This window comes from Mesorhizobium sp. L-2-11 (genome assembly GCF_016756595.1).
Taxonomy (GTDB): Bacteria; Pseudomonadota; Alphaproteobacteria; order Rhizobiales; family Rhizobiaceae; genus Mesorhizobium.
This window is the reverse complement of sequence record NZ_AP023257.1, coordinates 1,933,227-1,958,363: the sequence shown is the minus strand read 5'-3', so window position 1 is coordinate 1,958,363 and position 25,137 is coordinate 1,933,227. Positions and strand designations below refer to the sequence as shown.

Here is a 25,137-nt window from a genome sequence, read left to right as displayed (position 1 = left end):
TCACGCTGCCTTCCTGAACCGCGCCCGATCATGCGGCGCCGCGTAGTCCAGTTCCGGCCCGACCGGCACGATGTGCGTCGGGTTGATCATTTCGTGGCTGCCATAATAGTGCGCCTTGATGTGGTGCAGGCTCACCGTGCCGGCGACGCCTGGGACCTGGTAGAGGTCGCGCAGATAGTTCGACAGGTTTGGATAGTCGGCGATGCGGCGCAGGTTGCACTTGAAATGGCCGACATAGACCGGGTCGAAGCGGACCAGCGTGGTGAACAGCCGCCAATCGGCCTCGGTGATGCGGTCACCGACGAGATAACGCTGGCGAGATAGGCGATCCTCGAGCTGGTCGAGCGCCGAGAACAGTTCGCCAAACGCCTTCTCATAGGCCGCTTGCGTGGTGGCGAAGCCGGCGCGATAGACGCCGTTGTTGACTGATGGATAGACCAGATCGTTGACCGCGTCGATTTCGCCGCGCAGTGCTTTCGGATAGAAATCGAGGCTGGCATCGCCCCATTTGTCGAAGGCTGAATTGAGCATCCGAATGATCTCGGAGGACTCGTTGCAGACGATTGTCTGGTCTCGCCTGTCCCACAGAACCGGCACCGTCACGCGGCCGGAATAGGCGGGATCGGCCTTGGTGTAGATCTGATGCAGGAAGTCGAGGCCGTAGAGCGTATCGCCGGTGGCGCCGTCCTCGGCCAGGAAGGTCCAGCCGTTGGCGCCCATGAAATGATGGACGACCGAGACCGAAATCACGTCCTCGAGCTTTTTCAGTGCCCGAAAGATCAGCGTCCGGTGCGCCCAGGGACAGGCAAGCGAGACATAGAGATGATAGCGGCCCGGCTCGGCCTTGAAGCCGCGCATGCGGCCTTCGGCCGGCCTACCGTCGACCGTGACCCAATCGCGCCACTGCGACTGCGCCCGCACGAATTCACCGTCGCTCGCCTTGGTGTCGTACCCGCTGTCCTGCCATTTGCCGTCGACCAGCAATCCCATGCGATGTCCTTTCGTCTTTGTAGGGATGTAGGCACAAACCGACGATGCGGAAATCGCCAGGCGTTGAACAGTTTGTCAATCGCCAAGGCGGCGAAGGAGGCGGCAAAGGAAGGCGGCAACCGAAGGGCAGCAAGCAAAACGGCCGATTGCAGTGGCTGACGAATGGTGCTAGCGGAAAATCCGCATGTTTGACTTTGCTTTGATCCGGGTTGACCGACGACGAAAGGACGCCCGCGCTTGATGAAGCGCTGACTGGCGAACGCTGCCGTTTGCAGCAAACCTTTCCCCGTCTACCGGAACGCAAAGACCATGAGCCTTGCCGACGTGAAATACCTGCCGGAAACTCCGGCGCATGACCTCGAAATCGAAGCCATCAACGACGAAGCCTTCGGGCCGGGCCGTTTCGTGCTGGGCGCCTACAAGATCCGTGAGGGCGGCCCGCATGAACGCGCTCTGTCCTTCGTGGCCGTCGACGGCGATATCGTTGTCGCCTCGGTGCGCATGACGCGCATCGCGGCCGGCGCCGGCCGCGCGCTGATGCTCGGACCGCTTGCCGTGCGGCCGGCCTACAAGAACCTCGGCATTGGCCGCCGGCTGGTGGCGATCGCGCTGGAGGCCGCCGCCAAGGCCGGCATGCCGGCCGTGATGCTTGTCGGCGACGAGCCTTATTACGGCCCGCTCGGCTTCAAGAGAATCCCGCGTGGGCAAATCTCCATGCCGCGCCCGGTCGATCCTGACCGGCTGTTGTCGCATGAGATCGTGCCTGGCGCGATGGCACGGCTGGTGGGGGAGGTTTGCCACGCCGATCAGGCAAGGATCGCCGCGCAAATCGCCGCGATGGCGTGACAATCCGGATGCTGTTGCGCCGTCCTGCCGGGCTTCGTAGCATGCGGCCGAGGTGCATGTCGCCCAAAAGCATGCCCTAGGGCTTGAACCGAGGGTGGGCAGCGGTTTTGGGATAACGACATGCACAAAACAGAGATTTAAGGCGCGTCGATTGAGCCCGACGCGCTTAAAATGGAGGACGCCGACATGGACCCGAACGGCCAGATTGCGATCGTCACCGGCGGCGGTTCCGGCCTCGGCGAAGCGACGGCACGTGCACTGGCCGCAAGGGGCGCCGGCGTTGCCATCCTCGACCTCGGCATCGAGCGTGCGGCGAAGATTGCGGCCGATATCGGCGGCATCGCCATCCAATGCGACGTAAGCAGCGCCGACGGCGGTGCTGCTTCAGTGGCAGAAGTGGTAAAAAAGTTGGGCGAACCCCGTATTCTGGTCAATTGCGCCGGCATCGCCATCGGCATGAAGACGATCGGCAAGGATGGTCCGCACCCGCTCGACCAATACCGCAAGGTGATCGAGGTCAATTTGATCGGCACCTTCAACATGATCCGCCTCGTCGCCGACCGGGCCGCGAAGCTTGAGCCGCTGGACGGCGGCGAGCGCGGCGTCATCGTCAACACGGCGTCGGTCGCCGCCTATGACGGTCAAATCGGCCAGGCGGCTTATTCGGCCTCCAAGGGCGGCGTCGTCGGCATGACGCTGCCGGTGGCGCGCGACCTTGCCCGGTCGGGCATTCGCGTCTGCACCATCGCGCCCGGCATCTTCAAGACCCCGATGATGGCAGGCATGCCGCAAGAGGTGCAGGATTCGCTGGGCGCCGCGGTGCCCTTCCCGTCCCGTCTCGGCGAGCCTTCCGAATATGCAGCCCTTGCGTTGCACATTATCGAAAACCAGATGCTCAACGGCGAAACCATCCGCCTCGATGGCGCCATCCGCATGGCGCCGAAGTAGCCGACCATGAGTGCCGAAGTCGCCCTTCAGGCGAAGACCGGCCCGCTCGCCGGCCTGACGGTGATTGAGATGGCCGGGCTTGGACCGGTGCCGCTGGCCGGCCTGATGCTGTCGGAGATGGGCGCCGAGGTGCTGCGCATCGAGCGGACTGGGTCGAGCCAGCTGTTTCTGGCGCTACCGGACGAATACGACATCGACTGTCACGGCCGCTCCATCCTGCGGATTGACCTGAAGCGCTGGGACGGCGCCGAACTGGTGCTGCGCCTTGCCGAAAAGGCCGATATGCTGATCGAAGGGTTTCGTCCCGATGTCATGGAGCGGCTTGGTCTCGGGCCGGATGCGGTACTGGCGCGCAATCCGGCCCTTATCTACGGCCGCATGACGGGGTTCGGCCAAGACGGTCCGCTCTCGGGACGTGCCGGTCACGACATCACCTACCTCGCCTATTCGGGTGTGCTGCATGCCATCGGCCAGCAAGGCGGCCGGCCAGTCCCACCGCTCAACCTTGTCGCCGACTACGGCGGCGGCGCCATGATGCTGGTCGCCGGCGCCCTGGCCGCCCTGTTTGAGCGCTCGCGCTCCGGCAAGGGTCAGGTGATCGACGCCGCGATGACGGAGGGCGCTTCAATGCTGGCGACACCTGTGCACGCCCTGATGGCGGCAGGCCTGTGGAGTGACACGCGTGGCGCGAACCTGCTCGATTCCGGCGCGCCCTTTTACGACACTTATGAAACCGCGGACGCACGGCACGTCGCCGTCGGCTGCCTTGAGCCGCGGTTCTTCGCCGAATTCGCAAGACTGCTGCCGCTCGACCAAATTTTTGTACGCGGCCAATACGACAGGAATTTGTGGCCGCAGATGCGGGCCGCCATTGCCGATCGGGTCGGGCAGAAGACACGGGACGACTGGGACCGTCTGTTTGCTGCAACCGATGCTTGCGTCGCACCGGTCTTGTCGCTGCGGGAAGCCAGGGATCATCCGCACAATCGCGCTCGCAATGCCTTCTTGAAGTCGGGTGCGCTTGAGCGCCCCGCCCCAGCGCCGCGCTTTTCGCGCTCCCGGCCGACGCTTGCCGCCATGCCGGCCGATCACGATTGTCAGGCGGCGACGGTGCTGGCACGTTTCGGCCTTTCGGAAAGCGAGACTGAGGCCCTTTTCAAATCCGGGGCCCTTCTCAAATCCGAGGCCCTTCTCAAATCCGAGGCCCTTGTCAAATCCGGAGTGAAAGGGTGATAACCGGAGAATACAAATCAGCTTAAGACGGTGTGGATTTGAACGATCGAAAGAAGGACGTGATCCGCGAGACCGACGCCGAAGCGATCAGGCTGGCGAAGACGCTGATCCGCAGTGCCCGTTTCGGCGCGCTGGCGGTGATCGAGCCCGGGACCGGATCGCCGCTGGCCAGCAGGGTTGGTGTCGCCACCGATATCGACGGCACGCCGCTGATCCTTGTATCGATGCTGTCCGCCCATACCGGCGCGATCCTTGCCGACCCGCGCTGTTCGCTGCTTGTCGGCGAGCCCGGCAAGGGCGACCCGCTGGCGCACCCACGGTTGACGCTCGTCTGTCGGGCGGCACGGCTTGAGCGTGGATCCGACGAGCACGCCCGCGCCGAACGGCGCTATCTCAACCGCAACCCCAAGGCGAAGCTCTATGCCGGTCTTGGCGACTTCTCGATCTTCCGCCTTGAGCTGGAGCGCGCCAGTCTCAACGGCGGCTTTGGCAAGGCTTACCTGCTCGAACGCGCCGATCTGGTCACGACCGCGCCGATCGTCGCAGAGCTTGCCGCTGGCGAACAATCCGCCCTCGACCATATGAATGCCGACCATAGCGACGCAGTTGCCGTCTACGCGCGCCACTTCGCCAAGGCGGCGGGCGACGGCTGGGTCGTCACCGGCTTTGACGCCGACGGCATGGACCTGGCATTGGGCGACGATGTCTGCCGGGTGTTCTTTCCCGAGCCATTGAGGACGGCGCGCGAGCTCAGGCATGTTCTGGTCGACATGGCAAAAACCGGCCGAGTGGCGGATTAAACACAGTCCGACAGTTAATCGCGTCGGGTCGAAAGCAAGTCTTGAGGTTTGAGCGGGATGTTCTACGCTTCCCGGTAGCGTTGAATCGCCAGCGCACATTCGCAAGCGAGCCTATGGAATCAGACGCTATTGCCCCCATAGCGCCGGAGGAGCAGGAAGGTATGGGGGATCGATGGTCTCGAAAAAACTAATCGCCAATGCCGAATCAGCGGCTTCGTTTCTGACGCTGATGGGCAACGAGAAACGACTGTTGATCATGATCTACCTGGCCGACGGTGAAATGTCGGTCGGCGCCATCGCCGAAAAGGTTCTGCTCAGCCAATCCGCGCTGTCACAGCATCTAGCCAAACTGCGGGCGCTCGATCTCGTCGAGACCCGGCGCGACCGGCAAATGATCTACTATTCCTGCAAGTCCGATGCCGTGCGCGAACTTCTCAACACGCTGGACGGAATTTTCGACGAGGGTGAGCCATCGCAGATGGCATACCGCCCGCGTCGCTCCGGGACTTGACCGGCCAATGCATGTCGCCCAAAGCCGGCAGCATGCATAAGATAAGAGCTGGTCCGAGCGCCCCTTGCAATCGGGCCGATGCGGGCCAGTTGAGGCAAGCATGCGCAGCATTCGTATCGACGACCCGCAAGACCCGCGCGTCGCCGCCTATCTCGACATTCGCGAGCGCGATCTTGCCGGGCGGCAGGGTCGTTTCGTTGCCGAAGGCAAGGTGGTGCTCGAAATGCTGCTCGCGGCCAAACGCTTTGCCGCCGAATCGGTGCTGGTGCTCGAAAACCGGCTGGCAGGCCTCGATACAACCCTGCGCAAGGCGCCCGCGGACCTTCCGGTCTACGTGGCGGCCAGCGAGGTCATGGACAGGATTGCCGGCTTTCACATGCACCGCGGCATATTGGCGATCGGCCGCAAGGGCGAGGCGCAGTCTGCAGAGGCCTTGCTGGATACCCTGCCCGCCCGCGCGTTGATCGTCGTGCTGATCGGCATCGCCAACCATGACAATATGGGCTCGATCTTTCGCAACGCCGCCGCCTTCGGCGCCGATGCCGTGTTTCTGGACGCGACCTGCTGCGATCCTCTATACCGCAAGGCGATCCGCGTTTCGGTCGGCGCCGCGCTGAAAATTCCTTTTGCCTCCTTCACTGAGACCGTCGGCTTTACCGCGGCGCTCGATCGGCTGGGCTTCGGCCAATTCGCATTGTCGCCGCGCGGACAAACCGACATCCGCGATGCGAAAAGGACCGAACGGCTGGCGCTCTATCTCGGCACTGAAGGCGAAGGCCTGCCCGAGATGCTGCTCGCCCGCCTGCGGACAGTGCGGATCGATATGACAGAAGGCTTCGACAGCCTGAATGTCGCCGCCGCGTCAGCCATCGCCTTGCATCATTTCTCGGCAAGCAGGACCTGAGCCGCAGAAGTCAGCATCACTGCCTGGGCTCAATGCGCCGATTCGGCCTTCTGCAGCGCCCGCACGCGATCGGCAAGGCTGCGTTCGCCGCTTCCTCCTGGGTTGGGTGCCGCAAGAACCTTTGCGATCGGCGATTCCGGCCCGTCGAGCTTCGCCGTCAGGGCTACGACCTGCGCCGCCAGGTCGCTCATCTGCTCGCGCAACGCAGCGCTGGCGGCTTCGGATTCGGATGCCGCGTAGGCGGCAAGATCCGTTTTCAGCCTCTTGTTCTCGCTGGCCAGTGCCGTCAATCTCGCCTCCAACTGCTCCCGGTCGCTTTCGAGCTTGGCGATAGTTTTTGCCATATCGCCCTTGACGGCCACATCGGCCTGACTGCCTTGCGCTCCGACGAGACGCACCACCGCCGACGCGTTTTCCACGCTTCCGCTTTTCAGCTTTTCGCGAAGCCGCGCGATTTCCTTTTCGCGGCGTTCAAGCTTGTCCTCGCGATCGGCAAGCGTGGCGAGCAGGCGCTCGATCTTCTTGTCCAGTTCGCCGGTCCTTTTCTTCTCGGCTTTCAACGCGTCTCGCGCCGCCTTGCTCTCGGCCGCGATCTCCTGTTGGCGCCTGTCCGCCTCCTTGCGCTGGCCGCGCAGCACTGAAATATCATCGGCCAGCTTTTGCAATTCGGATTCGCGCGCCACAAGTTCGATCTGACGGCTGCTGGAAGAAAAGCTGGCGTCGTCATACATGTGCTCCAGTTTTTTCAGCTCGAGCACACGCTTTTCCAGGGCATGCTCGGTTTGAGCAAGCCGATCCGACAAAAGCTGCAACTGGTCTTTGCGCTGCCGAAGGTCTTCGCCCTTGGCCTCGAGCGCGGAAAGCGCCTGTTCCTTGTCCTTCCGCTCGAGCGCCAGTTCCTTCAGTGCTTCGCGGCCACGGCCGATCTCGACAAGCTGTTCGGCCGATTTCTCGCGCAACGCCTTGACACTCATCTCAAGCCGACGCGTCGACATGGCGAACTCGGCGCGGATGCGATCCTTCTCCGCCTGGATCTCGGCCAGCGTCAGCGGCATCGAGCCCTCGATGCGTTTACGCGTCAGCATCACGGCCCGCCGCCAGATGGCCGGGGCAATCATCAGCGCCAGAAAACCGGCGCAGAGAAAGCCGAGGACAAAGAACAGGACCGACTGAACCAAAGTGACTATCCGTTATGAACGGCAAACAAACCGTAAGGGACTGTGCCACGTTCGCATGACGGAATTCCAGTGCCGCGGCAAGGGTCTGCCGCAGCAATGTTCAGACCGTCGATCCTGGAAACAATCGCGGTGACGAGCAAACCGCTTGCTCAGAATGGATTCCAGGTGGCGTGCTGGGTAAGCTTGAGATAGCCGAGGTTGACGCCAAGCCGGGCGCCAACGCCGGTACGGATCGGCACCAGCAGCACATTGTTGTTCTTCATCACGTTGAAGCCAACGCCAGCCACGAGGTAGGCGGAACCGGCAAGGCCGCCGAAACGATTGTAGAGGCTGGTCACATCGTCGAGATTATAGACCAGCATCATCACCCGCGAGCCCTCGCCGCCAAAATCCCAGCCGAGCGACGGGCCCTGCCAGAACACTTTGTGATCGCCGGCATTCTTGGTGTAGAGTGTGCCTTCACCATAGGTCAGGCCACCGATCAGGGCGCCCGAGCCCTCCTCGCCAAGCAAATAGCCATTGGGCAGGCCATAGGAGGAGAAAATCTTCTCCACGACGGTGGCGAGCCCGCCCGACGTCGCACCGAAGAATTTATGACCGGAATCGACGATCTCCTGAGCGGTGTACTCCTGGGCCCGCGAAGGCGAGGTTGAAAAGACGACAAGGCCCATGAGAGCGATCGCCATTGAGAAGACACGGAATAAACTCCGGTCGTAGTATCGGGAAAACATGCTTCCAATCTCCGTCAGGGAGCACTTTCGCCGACGCCTCGCACCCGTGCGGCTCTTTGGCGGCCGTTAAGGATGACTGTTATGGACAAACTATGCCGTAATCCTTTTTCAACCATTAAGCTTTCACATGAAGATGGCGGTTAGTAGGCTGGTTTCGAGCTGATTTCGCGTCGGCCCGCGATATCCGCATCCTGCGTGAACACATCATTTTCATAACGACAATTCCGGATTTGTTGCTGCACGCTCAAGCGCTGTGTATTCAGTGGGCCTTGGGAGAGACAGCGTGATTCGTGTGGACAGGCGTGATCATTGATCGCCCGGCCATTTCCAGTGAAATTTTGCAGGGACTTTCGCCGATGGCCGAGCTTTTCACCCTTTCCGCACCCGATCTCGCCGCGCTTTTGTGCAGCCGGGTCTGCCACGACATCATTTCGCCGGTCGGCGCCATAAACAACGGGCTTGAGCTGCTCGACGAAGGCGGCGCCGACGAAGACGCCATGAAATTGATCCGCCAGAGCGCCAGAAACGCCTCGGCCCGCCTGCAATTCGCCCGCATCGCCTTCGGCGCAGCCGGTTCTGCCGGCATGATGATCGACACCGGCGATGCCGAGGCCGTTGCGATCGCCTTCTTGAAGAACGAGAAGCCGGACCTGATCTGGAATGGAACCCGTGCCCTGCTGCCCAAGAACAAGGTAAAGCTGCTGCTCAACCTCATTCTCGTCGCCAACGCTGCCATTCCGCGTGGCGGCAAGCTTACGGTCACGCTTGAAAACCTCGACACGGAGCCACGCTTTGCGCTCGCCGCGAACGGTCCGATGCTGCGCGTGCCGCCCAAATTCCTGGAGCTCCATTCCGGCAACAAGCCTGAAGAACCGATCGACGCGCATTCGGTGCAGCCCTACTACACGCTGCTTTTGGCGCGCGAGGCGAACATGACCATATCGATCCACGCAACCGCAGAAGAAATTGTTCTCTCGGCTGCTTGAATTACCAAGCTGATCGGAAAACGAGCAGACGAGCGTTGTTCAGACAATATTTACCGCGACATCACGGTCGAATGAAATGGACCCCCAAAAGCTAGATCGGCCGAAGCATCGGTAAAGAAGTCTCCGTAAAAGCTGTTCTTGCAAGAATTTTACCTATTGGCTTTTCAGCTTCTTTACCGGATTGACTATACGGTGCCTTCCAGACCGCGACGCTGCCGGATTGCCGCATGGCAAAGAGGGCCCGGAAATGAAACGCTGCATGTTCATCGACGATTCGAGCGTCATCAGAAGGGTTGCAAAGCGCATCCTGGGTGGTTCCGACATGCTGGTCATCGAAGCTGCCAGCGGGCTTGATGCGGTTGAGATGTGCGCTGCCGACATGCCGGATATCATCATTGTCGACGGCGCCTTGCCGGACATGCAGGCCGAGGACGTCATCCGCCGCGTACGCGCCATGGAAAGTCCGATACAACCGAAGATCCTGATTTCGCTGGTTGAGGTCGACGTCGCTTCGATCATGCGGGCAAAGCGCGCCGGCGCCCACGGCTATCTGCTGAAGCCGTTCACTCGGCCGCAACTTCTCGAGCGCTTCCGCAGCTTGAGATTTACAGCCTGATTCGCCGCCGCTGACGCATGGCCGTGGAAATCGACGCTGCAATATCTGCGACATGACATAAAAACGCAAAATCCGGCCGAAGCCGGATTGTTGTCGGAAAAATCGATCGGAACGGCGTCGTCAGCTCAGGCGCTGACGCGGATGTCTTCCGGCTCGCGCAGCACGTAGCCGCGACCCCAAACCGTCTCGATGTAGTTCTGGCCGCCGGAAGCAGCGTCGAGCTTCTTGCGCAGCTTGCAGATAAACACGTCGATGATCTTCAGTTCCGGTTCGTCCATGCCGCCGTAAAGGTGGTTGAGGAACATTTCCTTCGTCAGCGTGGTGCCCTTGCGCAGCGAGAGCAGTTCCAGCATCTGGTACTCCTTGCCGGTCAGATGCACGCGCTGGCCACCGACCTCAACGGTCTTGGCATCAAGGTTGACCACCAGGTCGCCGGTGGTGATGACCGACTGGGCATGGCCCTTCGAACGCCGCACGATGGCGTGGATGCGGGCGACCAGTTCGTCCTTGTGGAACGGCTTGGTCATATAGTCGTCTGCGCCGAAGCCGAGCCCACGTACCTTGTCCTCGATGCCGGCCATGCCGGACAGGATAAGGATCGGCGTCTTCACTTTGGAAAGGCGAAGTGTTCGCAACACCTCGTATCCCGACATGTCGGGGAGATTGAGATCGAGAAGGATGATGTCGTAGTCGTAGAGCTTACCTAGATCGACCCCTTCCTCGCCAAGATCGGTCGTATAGACATTGAAACTTTCCGATTTCAGCATCAGCTCGATGCTCTGTGCGGTCGCACTGTCATCTTCTATCAGCAGAACACGCATTTCATTCCCCTTTTCTGCTGCCGGACCATTTCACGACCCGTCCAGGACCGGAGCAGTGATTGCCTGAGCAGAGGCTGCCATCGAATGGTTAACAAAACCTAATCCCCGTGCCGTTGACGGTACCAGATTTTTTAACCCCTTTCTACACCTTGTTGAATCTAATAGTGAATCACAGAACCAAACCGCTAATGCAAAACATTAATAAGCCAGACTAAGTGACTCCAGGGACTCGCTGGCCGTGCTTCCGCATCGGGGCCGGAATTTTTACCCGGCCTTAAGTCCTGAGCCGTATGATTAACAATGCCCGTAAACGAATGGTTACCGCCGGCAAAAAACTTTAGGAATTTGTTTCCCATAGTTCTGGTAAAGTCGGTGGACGCGGGTCGAAGCCTGAGTTTGCCAGGCGGATTGGACGATATGTGCAGGTGTGCGTTTTCAGGAGTACCGAATCATGAAGTCACGTGAAAACCTCGTTCGGCTGAAGCAGTTTCAGGTGAACGAGAAGCGGCGGCAGTTGCTGCAACTCGACATGATGATCGCCGAATTCGAGCGCATGGCTGTCGAACTGGAGCTGCAGATCACTGCCGAAGAAAAGAAAGCCGGCATCACCGACATCAACCATTTTGCCTACCCGACCTTCGCCAAGGCAGCGCGCCTGCGCCGCGACAACCTCAGGAATTCGCAAAGCGACCTCGCCCAACAGCGTAGCGTTGCCGAATCACTGCTCGGCGAAGCCGAAGCCGAGCTTTCCAAAGCAGAAATGCTCGAATCGCGCGACACCAAGATCCGCGACGCCGAGACCGGCGGCCGCAGCGCCATGATCGGCTGAAAACAAGGCTTTAAGATCGGTCAACACCCAGCGATCAGGGCGTTGCTCGTCTGGAACGTCGCCGGGCGGCCTACGCTACAAAATCCCGTTTATGTTCCGCGATCTTATCTGATGGAGCGGCGGTTCCGACCATCTTGCAAGCGTCGCGCTGCCCCTCATCTGCCTGCCGCCATCTCTCGCCGTGAACGGGGAGAAGGACGCCGTCATCAAAGATTTCGCCAATCCCCAGCGTCGCAGAAAGCGCCAAGGCTGCGGCCAGCTTCTTTCTCCAAATGCCCGGCAGCGCCGGACGATCGAAACAACTCGCCCGGCCAAACGGTGCTTGCGCACCGCTCGCCATGCTGGCGGCACACGCAAAAAAGGCGCGGAGCTCCGCGCCTTGTATTCCTCGAACCAGCCCTAATGCCGATATTGCTGGATGCGCGTCGTGCGCAGCCCGGCAAGTCCATATTCGTCGATCGACGCCTGCCAGGACAGGAATTCCTCAGTGGTCAGCTTGTAGCGCTGGCACGCCTCTTCGAGGCTCAAAAGCCCGCCGCGCACCGCCGCCACCACTTCCGCCTTGCGCCGGATAACCCAGCGACGTGTGTTCGTCGGCGGCAGATCGGCAATCGTAAGGGGGCTGCCGTCAGGCCCGATAACATATTTAACGCGCGGTCTAACAAGATCGGTCATCGTACTCTCTACTAAAAACTCAAAGACCCAATCCCCACCACATTACCGCCACAGCTTTAAAAATTGCCTAAGCGAACCCTAATAGCTAGGTAAGGATCATGAACGCCGCGTTAGTCTTTTCGTCGGCATTTGAGATATCTGCCCGCGAGCGCAGAATCCGTTCAAAAAAATCGGCCGGCTCGCCAAGCTGGCGCACCCGGAAAGCTTGACCTATATTCCGGCCATTGGCATTCAAGCGCCGTCATCCAGGGTGCCGTCATCCAGAGCGCCGTGCAGAACGAAAGAACCATGAACAGCCTCGACCTTCCCGGACGCCCCGAAGATACCCGCATCGTTGTCGCCATGTCGGGCGGCGTCGATTCGTCGGTCGTTGCCGGCCTTTTGAAGCATGAAGGCTATGATGTCGTCGGGGTCACGCTGCAGCTCTACGACCATGGCGCGGCAACGCACCGGGCCGGCTCGTGCTGCGCCGGCCAGGACATCGACGATGCCCGCCGCGTCTCCGAGACGCTCGGCATTCCGCATTATGTGCTCAATTACGAGGAGCGCTTCCGCAAGGCGGTGATCGACCCCTTCGCCGAGAGCTATGTGGCCGGCGAAACGCCGATCCCTTGCGTTTCCTGCAACCAGACGGTGAAATTCGCCGACCTCCTGGCGACCGCCAAGGAGCTCGGCGCCGAGGCGCTGGCCACCGGCCATTACATCCGTTCCGGCGCCAACGGCGCTCATCGCGCATTGTACCGGCCGGTCGATGCGGACCGCGACCAGAGCTATTTCCTGTTCGCCACCACACAGGCGCAGATCGACTATTTGCGCTTTCCGCTCGGCGGCCTGTCGAAGCCTGAGGTTCGCGCCATCGCCGAGGAAATGGGCCTGACGGTCGCTGCCAAGCAGGACAGCCAGGACATCTGCTTCGTACCGCAGGGCAAGTATTCCGATATCATCGCCAAGCTGAAGCCGACTGCTGCCAATCCGGGCGACATCGTCCATATCGACGGCCGCGTGCTCGGCCGCCATGAAGGCATTTTGCGCTACACGATCGGTCAGCGCCGCGGCATCGGCATCGCCTCGGGCGAGCCGCTCTACGTCGTCCATCTCGACGCCGACCGGGCCCGCGTCGTCGTTGGCCCGCGCGAGGCGCTGGAAACGCACAAGATCTATTTGCGCGGCATGAACTGGCTGGGCGACGCTGCGCTGTCAGATATCCCGGCCGCCGGGCTGGAGCTTTTCGCCAAGGTCCGCTCGACCCGTCCGCCACGCCCTGCCGTGCTGCATCACGACGCCGGCATCACTTCGGTGGAACTGGTCGACGGCGAGTCCGGTATCGCGCCCGGCCAGGCCTGCGTGCTCTATTCCGACGACGGCAACGAGGCCCGCGTGTTCGGCGGCGGCTTCATCGAGCGCTCCGAACGCGGCGCCGAGGCCGAGGCGATGCTGACGCGTCTGGCAGCCCGGCCGGCGCAGATTCCCGCCGAATAGACGATTTCTCTCAGGAAGACGATCCGGTGTGGGCAACCGTGCCGGCGGTCAGGATACGCAGCACCCTGATCGCTTCCTCGCCGCTGGTACGCGGTTCTGCCCGCGTCTCGATGCACTGGATGAAATGCTCGAGCTCTCGCGTCAGCGGCATGCCCTCGCCCACTGCCACATAGGACGGCTCGTTTGTGGTGAAGGCCCATTGGCCGCTGTCTTGCCATACCGCGTGGCGGTAGACGGCGAGCTTGCGCTCCCACGGCTCGACATCGTCGAACACCGCCATCGCCTTGGTGCCGACCACGGTCAGCCGCCGTTCGCGGTAGGGGTTGAGCCGCGACGCGAAGAGGTGGCTGCGCAGACCGTTGGGAAAGCGCATGTGCAGATGCGCGAAATCGCTGAGATTGTCGAGGAGCGCTGCCCCCTCGCCACGCACCTCGATCGGCTCCGTGCCGGTGATGGCCAGGATCATCGACAGATCGTGCGGCGCCAGATCCCACAGCGCATCGTTCTCGGTGTGGAATTTGCCGAGCCCGAGCCGATGCGAATGGATATAGCGGACCTCGCCGAGCTCGCCATTGTCGATCAGCGCCTTCAACGTCTCGAAGGCAGGATGAAAGCGTAGCACATGACCGACCATGAAGACGCGGCCATTGTCGGCCGCCGCCTTCACCGAACGCTCGGCATCGGCCACCGTCAGCGCGATCGGCTTCTCCACCAGCACGTCCTTGCCGCCCTGGACGGCGCGCACCGCCATATCGGCGTGGAACTGCGGCGGCAGCGCCATCACGATGGCGTCGATGTCGCTGCGCACAAACAGCGCCTCCGGCTCAATCGCCAGGCAATCCTGCTCGCTGGCGAAGCCTTCAGCGCGGGCGGGGTTGACGTCCGAGACCGCGTGCAGCGCGCCGAGCGCCTTGAGGGTGCGGATGTGGTTGCTGCCCCAGTATCCGCAACCCAGGACTGCAATGCGCGGTTTCATCATTCCAACTCTAGAATTTCGTGGCCGAGACATAGCGGCGCGCCCCGCCGAACTCAACCCGGCATTTCTGTGCCCAATTGTCTGCCCGGCAAAGCTTTTCGGCCCTCAGAGCGACGTGCGTCCGCCTGGACACACAAAATACGTCTCAAGACCGTGAAGCGTGGCGATGCGACGGGATGCGATAGAATGTGGCGCCAGACCGGCTGCATCGACACCGGCTGCATCGATGCTTGACAGGCTTGGCATCCCAACCTTATATCCGCCCGACCTTGGCGAACGCATCGAGATGCCTGCTGATTTGAGGCGGATTTCGGGCCTTTCGCCGCCCTGGCGGGGTAGCTCAGTTGGTTAGAGCACGGGAATCATAATCCTGGGGTCGGGGGTTCAAGTCCCTCTCCCGCTACCACTTTAGACGTTTAACCGCATGATACTGTTGGATTTTCTTCGGCAAATAGTCGGAAAAAGGCTCCGGCGGCAGTCCAGGTTCTGACCGCCTTGGTGCGCCACGCGACAGCCATCACGGGGCGGCTGGCAACATAGGTCGACTGGCGCCACTCCAGTTTGTCAGGCGTGATTGTTAGCGCACGATACGCCGCCTGCGGCGTGGAGGATGGCGTTGGCGATTGCCGGCGCGACGCCGACCATTGCGATCTCGCCGAGGCCTTTACGCCGAGAGGATCCACCTACGGGTCTTCCTTGTCGACGAAGATAGGTCTCGACGACGAAGGATGCGGCAATCAAATCGTCGGCATCGATTCTGCCCTTGCCGTCCTCCATGAGGGCTGCGACCAGCCACGCGCATTTGCAGCGCCTGGGACGCTCCAATCTCACGGTTCGACATGGTGATCACATCCTCGTCGCTTGACTTTCCCGCCGCACCTTTAGGCACGGCGGGCTGTTCTCCCAGTCGCTTAGGTCATTCGATGACTTTGATAATCTTGCGTGTGCCCGGATCAACAACAACGGTCCGGTTGTCGACGACAACGGTGCGGTATTTGGTGTTGGGGACTTCATGGAGTTCGATCGTCTCGGGCAGGGTTGAGCCGATGTTGAGCTCCACTCCAGGGATTGATGTTGAGCTCCACTCCAGGGATTTTCACCGATGCCAGCGGCTGCTTCTTCACGTATTCCCTGATGACCGTCCCTGTTCAGGCTCGATGATGACGTCCTGAGCGGCAGCGGCGCCGATACCGGCCAGCAGCAGAAATCCCGCGGCGAAAGTTGAAAGATGCATTCTCATAATTGGCTCCTTGCGTGAGTTCTGTTTGCGCTGAACGGCACGTCTTCGCGCCAGCCTCACCCAACCTCAGGCGGCCGCAAACGTTCCTTGATTGGGGCTTCGGTCTACTGAAAGTAGGACCTAAGCCTGACCCTGTTGTCGCAAAGGACGACGAGGGGGTGCAGCCCGGAACCGCGATTGCCGGCACTCGTTATCGCCATGTGCTCACAGGAGAGAGACCATGGAGAATAGTGTCCACCAAGCTCGCTGGTTACTCGCTCCGGTGTTCGCCGTATCGATCACGTTCCTGGCGATAGGAATCATCGTTAGCAAGAGGCACCCGATTTGAGATCCGCGCAGCTAAGTCCCTTCCTGCGCTGATAAGGGACCACCCGCCATTCCTCGATTTGGCGGGTGGTCCGCAAATCATGGCTGGCCAAATCGAGCCGGGCGAGGCGTGACAGCGTTCAAGGTCACGAGGGCGGCATCACCTCACAGCAGGTCTTCACCTCACATCAGGTCTTCGGCAACCCCGTCGAATTTCCTGAGGCCTACGCTTGGAGGATTTCGCTTGAGAAGCCCCTGTTCACTTGCGGCCGCCTTAAAGGCAGCAGCTTGGTGACTGCAATGTCCGGCCAGGCATTCCTCGATCATTCGGATTGCCTCAAGTCGGGACGGCTTGTCCATGAATGGCCATGGTTGCTGAAGCGCCGTCTCAGCATCAGCGATCGACGCAACCAGCATAGATCTGTGATTCAGGTAGATCGTAATCGGTATAAACGCCGGCATCTTTGTCGCTCTCCGGAATTGAAGTGGCTAAACGCGAACACATGGCGGTGGTTGCATAAACGTGAATTCAGAGAGACCTGCGGGCGGAGCGTAATAGCGATCGGCAGATGAGACCGGCCCCATATCCTCCGCGCTCTCTCAGGTTGCCTACTGCGAACGCTCGACCGCTAATGTCGGGGCGTCATCTCCCTCGCCGGCCTGGAGAAATTTGACGACGGCAGAATGAAGTCGCTCGGCGACGATCCTATTCATGGCCAACTCGATCGTGCCGCTGTTGATCTCCAGTTCGAGCAGTCCGATCAACGGCTCGGCCAATAACAGCGTCGTGTCGGCGGCGATAAGAATGGTGAATCCGGATTTGGCGGGCTTGCGTTTCATGATGGCTCCATCGGGCTGGAAGTGCCGAAATCAGGCTATTGCACCACACCTCAAGGACGAACGAGACTGCCTTCGCCAAGATGCTTTCATGGGAACATGACGACTTCGTAAGCGCGTAGGCGTCCCCACGTAGCGTGCAGGCGGTTGATCGCTCATTTTCAGCATGAATCATGCGGAGAATCCTATGAGCGACAGTATGAGCCATCATCGAACATTCGAGATTTTGACGGCGGAGCCTGTGCCGTCCCGACGCAAGCCGCGCCATCGGTCGGACGAAGAGAAGGCACGGCTTGTCGCCGAAGCGTTCTCGCCAGGGGGCAATGTCTCGGCGGTTGCGCGTTCCGAGGGGCTGGACCCCTCGCAGCTCTATGCGTGGCGCCGCAAGGCGCTTTCGTCGGGCATGGTTGCGCCACTGACGGAGGGAGCGAGCAAGCCGGCGAAGTTCACGCGCTTTGAAGCGGTGGGCAGCGACACGGTGGAAATCGTCATTGGCGACGCAGTGGTGCGCGCCGGCGGCGATGTCGATCCCGATCGCCTGGCGAGGATCATCCGCGCGGTTCGTAAGGCATGATCGCTTCCGGTGTGGTGGTTTACGTGTCGTGCCAGCCGGTCGACTTCCGCAAGGGCGCGGCATCTTTGATGGCGCTGGTCAGGGATGGCGGCCTGGACCCATTCTCGGGGGCACTTCACGTATTCCGTTCGAAGCGTGCGGACCGGGTTCGCATCGTGTGGTGGGACGGCAGCGGGGTTTGTCTTTATTCGAAGACTCTGGAAGATCACAGCTTCTGCTGGCCGGGGATATCGGCCGCGCGCATGCGTCTCGACCACGCCCAGTTGATGGCGCTTCTGGCCGGACTGGACTGGAAAAAGATTCGTCCGGCCAGGGTCAGGCGGCCGTTATCGACGGGCTGAAACCGGCCTGCGGCAAGATGAATCATGCGGCTGGAACGGTTGGGAAAGCGGCTGTTTTTGTGCTCTGTTGCTTGCCATGGTTCTACCGGGTCTTGCCCTTCCCGACGACGTTGATGCGCTGAAGGCGATGATCCTTTCCATGGCTCGCGAGCAGGCTGCAAGCGAGGCCCGGATCGCAGTCGCCGACGCTCGGATCGCAGCATCTGAGGCGGAGGTCGCCCGGCTGAAAGCTGTCGAGAAAAGCGCCAGCGAGCGGATCGCCAATCTCACGTCAATCCTGAAAGTTTTACAGCGCACGCAACATGGCACGCGTTCCGAGCGGCTACGCCTGGCCATCGACGACGAGCAGGCCTCCTTTGCCTTCGAAGAGGTCGAGACCGGCCTTTCGGAAATCCGGAGCGAACTCGACCGCGCGGTCGGGAACAAGCCGAAGCGCGCCCCGCGTCCGCGCAAGGGCTTTGCTGCCCACCTCGAACGCATCGAGGAGGTCGTCGAGCCGGAAATCCCGGCCGACTGCGAGGGGCTTGAAAAGGTTCTGATCGGCGAGGATCGATCCGAGCGGCTGGACGTCGTGCCGCCGAAGTTCCAGGTCATCGTCACGCGCCGTCCCAAATACGCCTTCCGGGGCCGTGACGGCGTGGTCCAGGCTCTGGCGCCGGCGCACATCATCGAAAGCGGGCTGCCGACGGAGCGGCTGCTCGCCTATATCGCCGTCTCCAAATACGCCGACGGCCTCCCGCTTTATCGGCAGGAGGCGATCTATCTGCGCGACGGCGTCGAGATCAGCCGGTCGTTGATGGCGCAGTGGATGGGGCATCTGGGCTTCGAGCTGCAGATGCTTGCTGATTACATACTGGAGCGCATCAAGGAGGGCGAAAGGGTCTTCGCCGACGAGACGACCTTGCCCACCCTTGCCCCTGGTTCCGGGAAAACCACGAAAGCCTGGTTGTGGGCCTACGCACGGGATGACCGACCCTATGGCGGAACCAGTCCGCCAATGGTTGCCTATCGTTTTGAAGACAGCAGAGGTGCGGATTGCGTGGCGCGCCACCTCGCCGGATTCAGCGGTATCCTGCAAGTGGATGGCTACTCGGCCTATACCAACCTGGTCAAGGCACGGGCCAAAGCCGGCAGCAATGAAACAATCCGGCTCGCCGGGTGCTGGGCTCACCTGCGGCGCAAATTCTACGACCTGCACATCAGCGGGGTCTCGCAGGCCGCGACGGATTCGATCATCGCCATGACCGAATTGTGGAAGGTCGAGGACGAGGTCCGCGGCAAGGATGCCGGAAGCCGCGCCGCGCTACGTCAGGAAAAGTCCGTGGCCATTGTCGCGAGCCTCTTCGATCTATGGGAAGCGGAACTGGGCAAGGTCTCCGGAAAATCCAAGACCGCCGAGGCGATCCGCTACGCGCTCACCCGGCGGGAGGCGCTGGAACGCTTTCTGATGGACGGTCGCATCGAAATCGACTCCAATATCGTCGAGCGTGCAATCAGGCCCCAGACGATCACGCGAAAGAATAGTCTATTCGCCGGCAGCCACGGCGGTGGACGAACCTGGGCGACGGTAGCCACCTTGCTGCAAACCTGCAAAATGAACAGCGTCGATCCGCTCGACTGGCTCTCGCAGACCTTGACCCGCATCGCTCAAGGCTGGCCGGCATCCGAAATCGAAATGCTCATGCCTTGGAACTTTAGGCCTGACGTTATCGGCTGACCGCTTACACGACTTCTCCTGGGCGGCCAAGCGTAACGAACTGAGACGCCAGCGAGAGGCCCGCCGGAAGCAGGCGGCATAGAGATCATTCAAGCCCGTCCGGCTCACAGCCCCCCGGAGCATTGACGAACATGTAAAATCCGGCCCAATCACACTAGATTGTTTGTCGGGGATTCGCATGAACCGATTTCTCTTTGCGGCTGCCGACTTTCTGTCCCGGCCGCCGGGCTTCTATTTGTTGATCGCCGCGATGGTCGCTTGCACGGCGATGGTTCCTTTCGGGCTAACAAACGTAGTCACCTATGCGCTTTCAGTAGCTGCGATTGTGATTACCGGTGTCGTCCTGATCCAGGGTTATCGCGACACCGCTGCTATTCATGCAAAGCTTGATGAGATCATAGTTGCACTGCAGGAAACGAGGAACAATGTCGTCGGGCTGGAGCACGCCGAGCCCGAGGAGATCAAGGCCCATTTGGCGCGGCTTGAAATGGAAGCGGCGGAGGCCGATCGAAAAGCAGAGGAAGACGGGGCCTCTGCCGCCTAAGCGTCCATGCAGTCGACGGCGGCTAGGCCGACTAGGGCACAGCATCGCCGCCGGGAAGGAAGCGGAAAGCCGCCCGAGGGAACTTTGCTCCTCATGCCGAGTTGGCGATTTCTCAACGGAGAAAGAGCCGTGTCTAAGAAAAACCGTCTTGATAAAGAACCGGCCGAAGGCAGCCGCTCGGTAGTCGATCGAGAGCTCAGACGCTCATCCGCCAAGCCGGGGCCGGAGGCGGACACCAAGGGCCAGTCAGAGAAAAACCACAAAGGTGGAACCAGCAACGGCGTCTCTAGCGCCAATCCTCGCGTCGTATCCGGGAATGATGATGGCGACGCCACCTTCCCGTATAAGCGTAAGAAGTAGGACGCCGCACGTGCGAGGCAAAGACGGCGCCGGTGCGTGCTCAGCATCGCACATCTGAGGCAGAGCGCAACATAGGGCGAGGACGGCGGAGTGGCACTCGGCGCTCACGCCGCAGCTCATTCCTGACGTTCGTCCAACGGAGAGTGTCGTCCCGCCTCCTGCGGCCTGTTAGACCTGCCAGACCCAGTAGGCCGATAAGGCCCAACCAACCCCAGTCGAAGTTGTCGCGAGCATCATCGGCTGTGGCAGGCGGTGTAGGTGTTGGCGTCTCTTACGAAAGGGCAGGTGCTGCTGTTGCAGTTAAGCTGGCAGCCAGCATGAGGGCTAATAGAGATTTGGTGAGCATCGCAGTCTCCCGTTGTTCGAGGTGGTGATCTAACAGGCGGACACGATCTTTGTTCCCGCGAGTGCTCAAACGGTGACCTACGCAACCAAAATCAGGCGCGATCATCGGGCGCTGAGATCAGGGCGATCCTGCAAGGTTAATCCCGCCCGATCAGGACGCTTCCTGCACTTCCGCGACTTGTGGCGTCACGGGTGCAGAATTAATGACGTAGGTGTTCGAGGTCAGGTCGCTAGTAGATCGGATGATGATGCCGTCGTCTCTTAATCGGGTAAACGTCGCCCTTGCGATACGCATTGGCTTGCCTTTGGCATCTGAGGCGGTGACTTTGTTCGACCACGGAACGTGAGTGATGCTGTCAACGCGCTTGAGAAAGCGCTTTTCCTTTTCAGTTAACTCGATCACGCCCGTTCCTCCATATCATTGGCAGCGTTTGGTTGGCCGGTAACGCCGATGATGCGACTCCGTTCCAAGGACCCATCCGCCAAACCGGGATGGGGAGCGAGCAGGTCCGCCGGGCTGCCTATCCGCCGAAGCACCCTCTGCCGAGGGCGAAGAAATTAACATTGCCCGCCAGGGTTTGCGGTTTAGAGCTTAGCCTTCAGCTATTTCATGAGCTTGTCGTTTTGTTGCCTGATAAGCGTCAAATCGGCATCCAGCGTTTCGTTGGCATCGAGCATTGCTGCGTCGTGCCCGTGACGAGTTTCGCCGAGCCCGCACGCTCGTGGAAACGGTGAACCGCCCCTTCTGATCGCGGCGGCTGGCTACGACCATCATACCCGCCATACTCGGTACAGCGACGAAACCGTTGATCACGGGCACTCCAAAACAACGCCTGGGATCAATCGACAAAAATCCTATCCCCAAACCGAGCAACACCGAGATGGAGATAACGCTGTAAAATCCTACCGCTTCCCAAGGCTTGTTTTCCAAACCGCATTTCCAGCCTTGAGCCTCCCCAAATGCGTAGGCTGCAGAACCGGCGAGAACGGGAAGCGACAATAAACCGGGTCCGATGATACCAAGGCTGAAGATGAAGAACGCGAACTCGCCTGCAAGCGGGCGCAGTGCCTCGGCAACGTCGGCGGCGCTCGCGATCTCGGTCTGTCCCGCTGCATGAAGGGTTGCTGCTGTGCTCGTTATGATGGCAAGCGCGACCACATTGGAAACAGCCATGCCGACGAACGTATCCAGTCGGATGCGCCGGATCTCACGCTTCGCCCCATCCGGTGCCCTGACCAGCGCTTTGGCTTGCGGGTCTTGTTCAATTTCCTCGACTTCCTGGGAGCTTTGCCAAAACAGAAGATAAGGACTGATCGTCGTTCCCAGGATCGCTACGATGACGGTGAAACTATCTCCGTTGAGCGGAAACGAAGGCGTCACCAGACCCTTGGCCGCAGCGAGCCAGTCGACATCTGCGAATACGAAGGCTTTCCTCTGGTTGGCGGAAGAGAAAATCTTCGTCTTGGTTCAGTTCCGACCCAAGAACTCGCCGGCCCGACCGGGTCCACTGTTCCGGCAGCCGAGTGTTATTCTTCGAAATGCGGGCCACGTGACACCCACCAGGAACTTAAGTGGGTGTCCCAGCATTGAGGGAGACCTGAAGCCGCCCCCTCCTTTTCAAGGAATTCAAGCATGGCCAAGACAACTAGACAGTCGTCGGGCAAGCCCGCGACGATCCATGATCAAAAGCTCGTGCGGGGGAACGGAGGCGAGCTTCACCAGATCGCCGAAGGCGACAGCGAGATCCTGACGACCGCCCAAGGCAGCCCAGTGGCCGATGACCAGAATACTTTAAAGATTGGCCAGCGCGGACCGTCACTAATCGAAGACTTCCACTTCCGTGAGAAGATTTTTCATTTCGATCACGAGCGCATTCCCGAGCGCGTCGTGCATGCACGCGGCTATGGCGCGCACGGCTTCTTCGAGACCTATGAATCGCTAGCGGCTTACACCCGCGCGGATATCTTCCAGCGTGCCGGCGAGAAGACGCCGGCCTTCGTGCGGTTCTCCACGGTGGCCGGTTCGAAAGGCTCGTTCGACCTGGCGCGGGACGTGCGTGGGTTCGCCGTCAAATTCTACACCAACGAAGGCAATTGGGATCTCGTCGGCAACAACATCCCGGTTTTCTTTATTCAGGACGCAATCAAGTTTCCCGACGTCATTCATTCAGTGAAGCCTGAGCCTGATCGTGCCTTCCCGCAGGCGCAATCGGCACACGACAATTTCTGGGACTTCATCAGCCTGACGCCCGAATCGATGCACATGATCATGTGGGTCATGTCGGATCGGGCGATACCTCGGTCCTTCCGGTTCATGCAGGGATTCGGCGTTCACACGTTCCGGCTGGTCAATGCGAAGGACGAATCCACCTTCGTCAAATTCATCTGGAAGCCGAAGCTCGGCATGCAGTCGGTCGTTTGGAACGAAGCGGTCAAGATCAACGGCGCTGACCCCGATTTTCATCGACGCGACCTCTGGAATGCCATCCAGTCTGGTGATTTCCCGGAATGGGAGCTCAACCTCCAGCTCTTCGATCAGGACTTCGCGGACAGTTTTGACTTCGACGTTCTGGATCCGACCAAGATCATTCCGGAAGAAATCCTCGCGCCGGTCCCGGTCGGCCGCTTGGTGCTCGATCGTATGCCCGACAATTTCTTCGCCGAGACCGAGCAGGTCGCGTTCATGACGCAGAACGTACCGCCCGGCGTCGACTTTTCCAACGATCCCCTGCTGCAGGGTCGAAACTTCTCCTACCTGGACACGCAACTGAAGCGTCTCGGCAGCTCCAACTTCACCCATATCCCGATCAACGCACCCAAATGCCCGTTCCACCACTTCCAGCAGGATGGCCACATGGCGATGCGAAATCCGGTCGGCCGCGTGAACTACCAGCCGAATTCATTCGGCGAAGGCCCGCGGGAATCGCCGCAGCACGGTTTCCGGTCGTTCGCCGAGGCGGATGAAGGCCAGAAAGTCCGTCTGCGCGCAGAGAGCTTCGCCGACCACTACAGCCAGGCGCGACAGTTCTTCAACAGTCAGACCGCGCCTGAGCAGAAGCATATCGCCATGGCGCTGTCCTTCGAGCTTTCCAAGGTCGAGACAACGGTTATCCGCGAGCGCATGGTGGCGCATCTCCTCAACATTGATGAAGGCTTGGCAGAAACTGTCGCTGACAAGCTTGGCATGAAGCAATTGCCCAAGCCCGCGGATGCGGCGGTCGCGCCGAGGGACGATCTCGAACCATCGCCGGCGCTCAGCATCATCCGGAACGGGCCTGACAGTTTTGCTGGCCGCAAGGTCGGCGTGCTTGTCAGTCCCGGCGCCGATGCAGCGCTGCTGAAGAACCTCCAGGCAGCGATCGAGAAAGAAGGCGCGGTGATGGAGGTCATAGCGCCCAAGGTGGGCGGCGTCGAGGCGGCGGATGGAAGTCTCATCGCTGCAAAGCACATGATCGACGGCGGGCCATCGGTCCTGTTCGACGCAGTAGCGCTGATCCTCTCCGAGGAAGGAGCGGAGCGCCTGACGGGTGAGGCCACCGCGCGCGATTTCGTTGCCGACGCTTTTGCTCATTGCAAATTCATCGGCTTCACGTCGGGCGCCGTCCCGCTGCTGCAGAAGGCCGGCGTCGATCCGGAAGCCGATGAAGGCATGATTGGTCTCGATGACCCCAAGGCGATTACCGGTTTTATCGAGAGCTGCCGCAAGCTGCGTCTCTGGAGCCGGGAAATGGCCGTCAAATTGTAGCGATGGTGACGGAGTTTCTCATGCAGATCATTCGAACCGAAGTTACCCAGGCAACCGCCCCGACCGGACAGTCCATCCTGCGCGTGATCTTCTGCGGCGAAGGCGGTGACTGCGTTCCCGTCGGCATGGCACGCGTTGACGGCGGAAACAACGAGGCCGCTATCAATCGAGCGAAGGCGGTCCTGGTCCAGACCGCGACCTTCGATTTGGCTGTGAACGACTATGATGCCCGAAGCAACGGCAATTTTGACGAAGTCGCCGTCACAGCGGCGAATGATGAAAACGGCGGGCTCTACATCTTCGAGTATCGCGACGGCGGACGCGGCCGTCAGGTTCCTCCGTCCAGGATGCCAAGTTTAGAGGATGCGCGGGAGGAAGCAGTTCGATGCGCTATCGATCTTCTGGTCGACCTTCAGCCGGGCACGGACGATCTTTCAGGTTGGCTCGTGCGCCTGCGCGACGAGAACGGCGAACTGCTGTACGCCATCGACGTGCAGGAGGCGGAAGCGGCCCGCCTGACAAGACCATGAACCGGCAACGGCTAAAGGCGGATTGGCAGAGATGCGAGGCTACGGCGGGACCTCCCGGGCTATGCCCGCGCTCAG

Annotated in this window: 30 protein-coding genes, 1 tRNA gene and 1 pseudogene; 18 read left to right on the top strand and 14 right to left on the bottom strand. The window is 60.6% G+C overall.

The features are described from left to right. Nucleotides 1-990 (bottom strand): glutathione S-transferase family protein, encoded by a 990-nt coding sequence (locus JG739_RS09425; RefSeq protein ID WP_202366220.1) that lies wholly within the window; start codon nt 988-990, stop codon nt 1-3. 309 nt (nt 991-1,299) lie between these two features. On the opposite strand from JG739_RS09425, the gene JG739_RS09420 reads away from it, so the two are divergent. The 6 genes from JG739_RS09420 to JG739_RS09395 all read left to right on the top strand — a co-directional run bounded on the left by JG739_RS09420 (nt 1,300) and on the right by JG739_RS09395 (nt 6,232). Further along, nucleotides 1,300-1,836: a GNAT family N-acetyltransferase gene (locus JG739_RS09420; RefSeq protein WP_202366219.1), complete on the top strand. Its 537-nt coding sequence runs from the start codon at nt 1,300-1,302 to the stop codon at nt 1,834-1,836. A 186-nt stretch (nt 1,837-2,022) separates the two neighbouring features. After that, a complete protein-coding gene (locus tag JG739_RS09415) occupies nt 2,023-2,784 on the top strand; it encodes a 3-hydroxyacyl-CoA dehydrogenase (RefSeq protein ID WP_202366218.1) in 762 nt (253 codons plus the stop codon). Nucleotides 2,785-2,790: 6 nt separating this feature from the next. Next, nucleotides 2,791-4,017: a CaiB/BaiF CoA transferase family protein gene (locus JG739_RS09410; RefSeq protein WP_202366217.1), complete on the top strand. Its 1,227-nt coding sequence runs from the start codon at nt 2,791-2,793 to the stop codon at nt 4,015-4,017. Nucleotides 4,018-4,055: 38 nt separating this feature from the next. Beyond that, nucleotides 4,056-4,817 carry a HugZ family pyridoxamine 5'-phosphate oxidase gene (locus JG739_RS09405; RefSeq protein WP_202366216.1) on the top strand — a complete coding sequence of 254 codons (762 nt, stop codon included), beginning with the start codon at nt 4,056-4,058 and terminating at the stop codon, nt 4,815-4,817. A 172-nt stretch (nt 4,818-4,989) separates the two neighbouring features. Further along, the gene (locus JG739_RS09400; protein ID WP_202366215.1) at nt 4,990-5,328 is read left to right on the top strand and encodes an ArsR/SmtB family transcription factor; all 339 of its coding nucleotides are present in this window, start codon (nt 4,990-4,992) and stop codon (nt 5,326-5,328) included. Nucleotides 5,329-5,428: 100 nt separating this feature from the next. After that, nucleotides 5,429-6,232 (top strand): TrmH family RNA methyltransferase, encoded by an 804-nt coding sequence (locus tag JG739_RS09395; RefSeq protein ID WP_202366214.1) that lies wholly within the window; start codon nt 5,429-5,431, stop codon nt 6,230-6,232. A 29-nt stretch (nt 6,233-6,261) separates the two neighbouring features. Here JG739_RS09395 and JG739_RS09390 read toward each other — a convergent pair whose 3' ends face one another. Beyond that, nucleotides 6,262-7,410, bottom strand: coding sequence for a hypothetical protein (locus JG739_RS09390; protein WP_202366213.1), 1,149 nt, complete (start codon nt 7,408-7,410; stop codon nt 6,262-6,264). A gap of 149 nt (nt 7,411-7,559) precedes the next feature. Further along, nucleotides 7,560-8,096 (bottom strand): DUF1134 domain-containing protein, encoded by a 537-nt coding sequence (locus JG739_RS09385; protein ID WP_244749933.1) that lies wholly within the window; start codon nt 8,094-8,096, stop codon nt 7,560-7,562. A 401-nt stretch (nt 8,097-8,497) separates the two neighbouring features. On the opposite strand from JG739_RS09385, the gene chpT reads away from it, so the two are divergent. Then, nucleotides 8,498-9,127 carry a histidine phosphotransferase ChpT gene (gene chpT / locus JG739_RS09380; protein ID WP_202366211.1) on the top strand — a complete coding sequence of 210 codons (630 nt, stop codon included), beginning with the start codon at nt 8,498-8,500 and terminating at the stop codon, nt 9,125-9,127. Nucleotides 9,128-9,374: 247 nt separating this feature from the next. Beyond that, on the top strand, nt 9,375-9,743 hold the full coding sequence (locus JG739_RS09375; RefSeq protein WP_202366210.1) for a response regulator: 369 nt from the start codon (nt 9,375-9,377) through the stop codon (nt 9,741-9,743). Between the two features lie 125 nt (nt 9,744-9,868). On the opposite strand, the gene ctrA is transcribed toward JG739_RS09375, so the two are convergent. After that, the gene (gene ctrA, locus JG739_RS09370; protein WP_006203583.1) at nt 9,869-10,564 is read right to left on the bottom strand and encodes a response regulator transcription factor CtrA; all 696 of its coding nucleotides are present in this window, start codon (nt 10,562-10,564) and stop codon (nt 9,869-9,871) included. A gap of 451 nt (nt 10,565-11,015) precedes the next feature. Between ctrA and JG739_RS09365 the strand changes: the two genes are divergently transcribed. Then, nucleotides 11,016-11,393 (top strand): flagellar export protein FliJ, encoded by a 378-nt coding sequence (locus tag JG739_RS09365; RefSeq protein ID WP_029349790.1) that lies wholly within the window; start codon nt 11,016-11,018, stop codon nt 11,391-11,393. 70 nt (nt 11,394-11,463) lie between these two features. On the opposite strand, the gene JG739_RS09360 is transcribed toward JG739_RS09365, so the two are convergent. Together JG739_RS09360 and sciP are read right to left on the bottom strand one after the other, a co-directional pair. Next, entirely contained in the window at nt 11,464-11,733 is a 270-nt protein-coding gene (locus JG739_RS09360) for a hypothetical protein (RefSeq protein WP_202366209.1), read from the bottom strand. Between the two features lie 59 nt (nt 11,734-11,792). After that, nucleotides 11,793-12,068, bottom strand: coding sequence for a CtrA inhibitor SciP (gene sciP / locus JG739_RS09355; protein ID WP_006203587.1), 276 nt, complete (start codon nt 12,066-12,068; stop codon nt 11,793-11,795). Nucleotides 12,069-12,356: 288 nt separating this feature from the next. On the opposite strand from sciP, the gene mnmA reads away from it, so the two are divergent. After that, nucleotides 12,357-13,547, top strand: coding sequence for a tRNA 2-thiouridine(34) synthase MnmA (gene mnmA / locus JG739_RS09350; protein WP_202366208.1), 1,191 nt, complete (start codon nt 12,357-12,359; stop codon nt 13,545-13,547). Between the two features lie 10 nt (nt 13,548-13,557). Here mnmA and JG739_RS09345 read toward each other — a convergent pair whose 3' ends face one another. Continuing rightward, nucleotides 13,558-14,523 carry a Gfo/Idh/MocA family protein gene (locus tag JG739_RS09345; RefSeq protein ID WP_202367390.1) on the bottom strand — a complete coding sequence of 322 codons (966 nt, stop codon included), beginning with the start codon at nt 14,521-14,523 and terminating at the stop codon, nt 13,558-13,560. 329 nt (nt 14,524-14,852) lie between these two features. Here JG739_RS09345 and JG739_RS09340 point away from each other — a divergent pair. Further along, nucleotides 14,853-14,929, top strand: a tRNA-Met gene (locus JG739_RS09340). 158 nt (nt 14,930-15,087) lie between these two features. Here JG739_RS09340 and JG739_RS09335 read toward each other — a convergent pair. The 4 genes and pseudogenes from JG739_RS09335 to JG739_RS09320 all read right to left on the bottom strand — a co-directional run bounded on the left by JG739_RS09335 (nt 15,088) and on the right by JG739_RS09320 (nt 16,909). Further along, nucleotides 15,088-15,300 (bottom strand): hypothetical protein, encoded by a 213-nt coding sequence (locus JG739_RS09335; protein ID WP_202367735.1) that lies wholly within the window; start codon nt 15,298-15,300, stop codon nt 15,088-15,090. A 139-nt stretch (nt 15,301-15,439) separates the two neighbouring features. Further along, nucleotides 15,440-15,763, bottom strand: a pseudogene (locus JG739_RS09330) (DUF1236 domain-containing protein). A gap of 489 nt (nt 15,764-16,252) precedes the next feature. After that, nucleotides 16,253-16,531: a DUF982 domain-containing protein gene (locus JG739_RS09325; RefSeq protein WP_202366207.1), complete on the bottom strand. Its 279-nt coding sequence runs from the start codon at nt 16,529-16,531 to the stop codon at nt 16,253-16,255. Nucleotides 16,532-16,678: 147 nt separating this feature from the next. Further along, nucleotides 16,679-16,909 (bottom strand): hypothetical protein, encoded by a 231-nt coding sequence (locus JG739_RS09320; RefSeq protein ID WP_202366206.1) that lies wholly within the window; start codon nt 16,907-16,909, stop codon nt 16,679-16,681. Between the two features lie 184 nt (nt 16,910-17,093). On the opposite strand from JG739_RS09320, the gene JG739_RS09315 reads away from it, so the two are divergent. The 5 genes from JG739_RS09315 to JG739_RS09295 all read left to right on the top strand — a co-directional run bounded on the left by JG739_RS09315 (nt 17,094) and on the right by JG739_RS09295 (nt 20,442). Next, nucleotides 17,094-17,480: a transposase gene (locus JG739_RS09315; protein WP_183445375.1), complete on the top strand. Its 387-nt coding sequence runs from the start codon at nt 17,094-17,096 to the stop codon at nt 17,478-17,480. Then, nucleotides 17,477-17,821: an IS66 family insertion sequence element accessory protein TnpB gene (gene tnpB / locus JG739_RS09310; RefSeq protein WP_183445374.1), complete on the top strand. Its 345-nt coding sequence runs from the start codon at nt 17,477-17,479 to the stop codon at nt 17,819-17,821. The genes JG739_RS09315 and tnpB overlap by 4 nt, the downstream gene beginning before the upstream one ends. Nucleotides 17,822-17,897: 76 nt before the next feature. Next, complete coding sequence (gene tnpC, locus JG739_RS09305) at nt 17,898-19,538, top strand: IS66 family transposase (protein WP_183445373.1); 1,641 nt, start codon at nt 17,898-17,900, stop codon at nt 19,536-19,538. A 178-nt stretch (nt 19,539-19,716) separates the two neighbouring features. Next, nucleotides 19,717-20,082, top strand: coding sequence for a low affinity iron permease family protein (locus JG739_RS09300; protein WP_202366205.1), 366 nt, complete (start codon nt 19,717-19,719; stop codon nt 20,080-20,082). Between the two features lie 129 nt (nt 20,083-20,211). Next, a complete protein-coding gene (locus tag JG739_RS09295; protein WP_202366204.1) occupies nt 20,212-20,442 on the top strand; it encodes a hypothetical protein in 231 nt (76 codons plus the stop codon). Between the two features lie 40 nt (nt 20,443-20,482). On the opposite strand, the gene JG739_RS36350 is transcribed toward JG739_RS09295, so the two are convergent. From JG739_RS36350 to JG739_RS09280, 3 genes are all read right to left on the bottom strand, one after another. Further along, entirely contained in the window at nt 20,483-20,647 is a 165-nt protein-coding gene (locus tag JG739_RS36350) for a hypothetical protein (RefSeq protein ID WP_202366203.1), read from the bottom strand. Nucleotides 20,648-20,938: 291 nt separating this feature from the next. Further along, nucleotides 20,939-21,190, bottom strand: a complete 252-nt coding sequence (locus JG739_RS09285; RefSeq protein ID WP_202366202.1) for a hypothetical protein — start codon at nt 21,188-21,190, stop codon at nt 20,939-20,941. Between the two features lie 189 nt (nt 21,191-21,379). After that, nucleotides 21,380-22,168, bottom strand: a complete 789-nt coding sequence (locus JG739_RS09280) for a divalent metal cation transporter (protein WP_244749767.1) — start codon at nt 22,166-22,168, stop codon at nt 21,380-21,382. 252 nt (nt 22,169-22,420) lie between these two features. Between JG739_RS09280 and katE the strand changes: the two genes are divergently transcribed. Both katE and JG739_RS09270 read left to right on the top strand, forming a co-directional pair. Further along, complete coding sequence (katE, locus tag JG739_RS09275) at nt 22,421-24,532, top strand: catalase (RefSeq protein ID WP_202366201.1); 2,112 nt, start codon at nt 22,421-22,423, stop codon at nt 24,530-24,532. Nucleotides 24,533-24,552: 20 nt separating this feature from the next. After that, a complete protein-coding gene (locus JG739_RS09270; RefSeq protein ID WP_202366200.1) occupies nt 24,553-25,062 on the top strand; it encodes a DUF6894 family protein in 510 nt (169 codons plus the stop codon). Nucleotides 25,063-25,137: the final 75 nt, after the last annotated feature.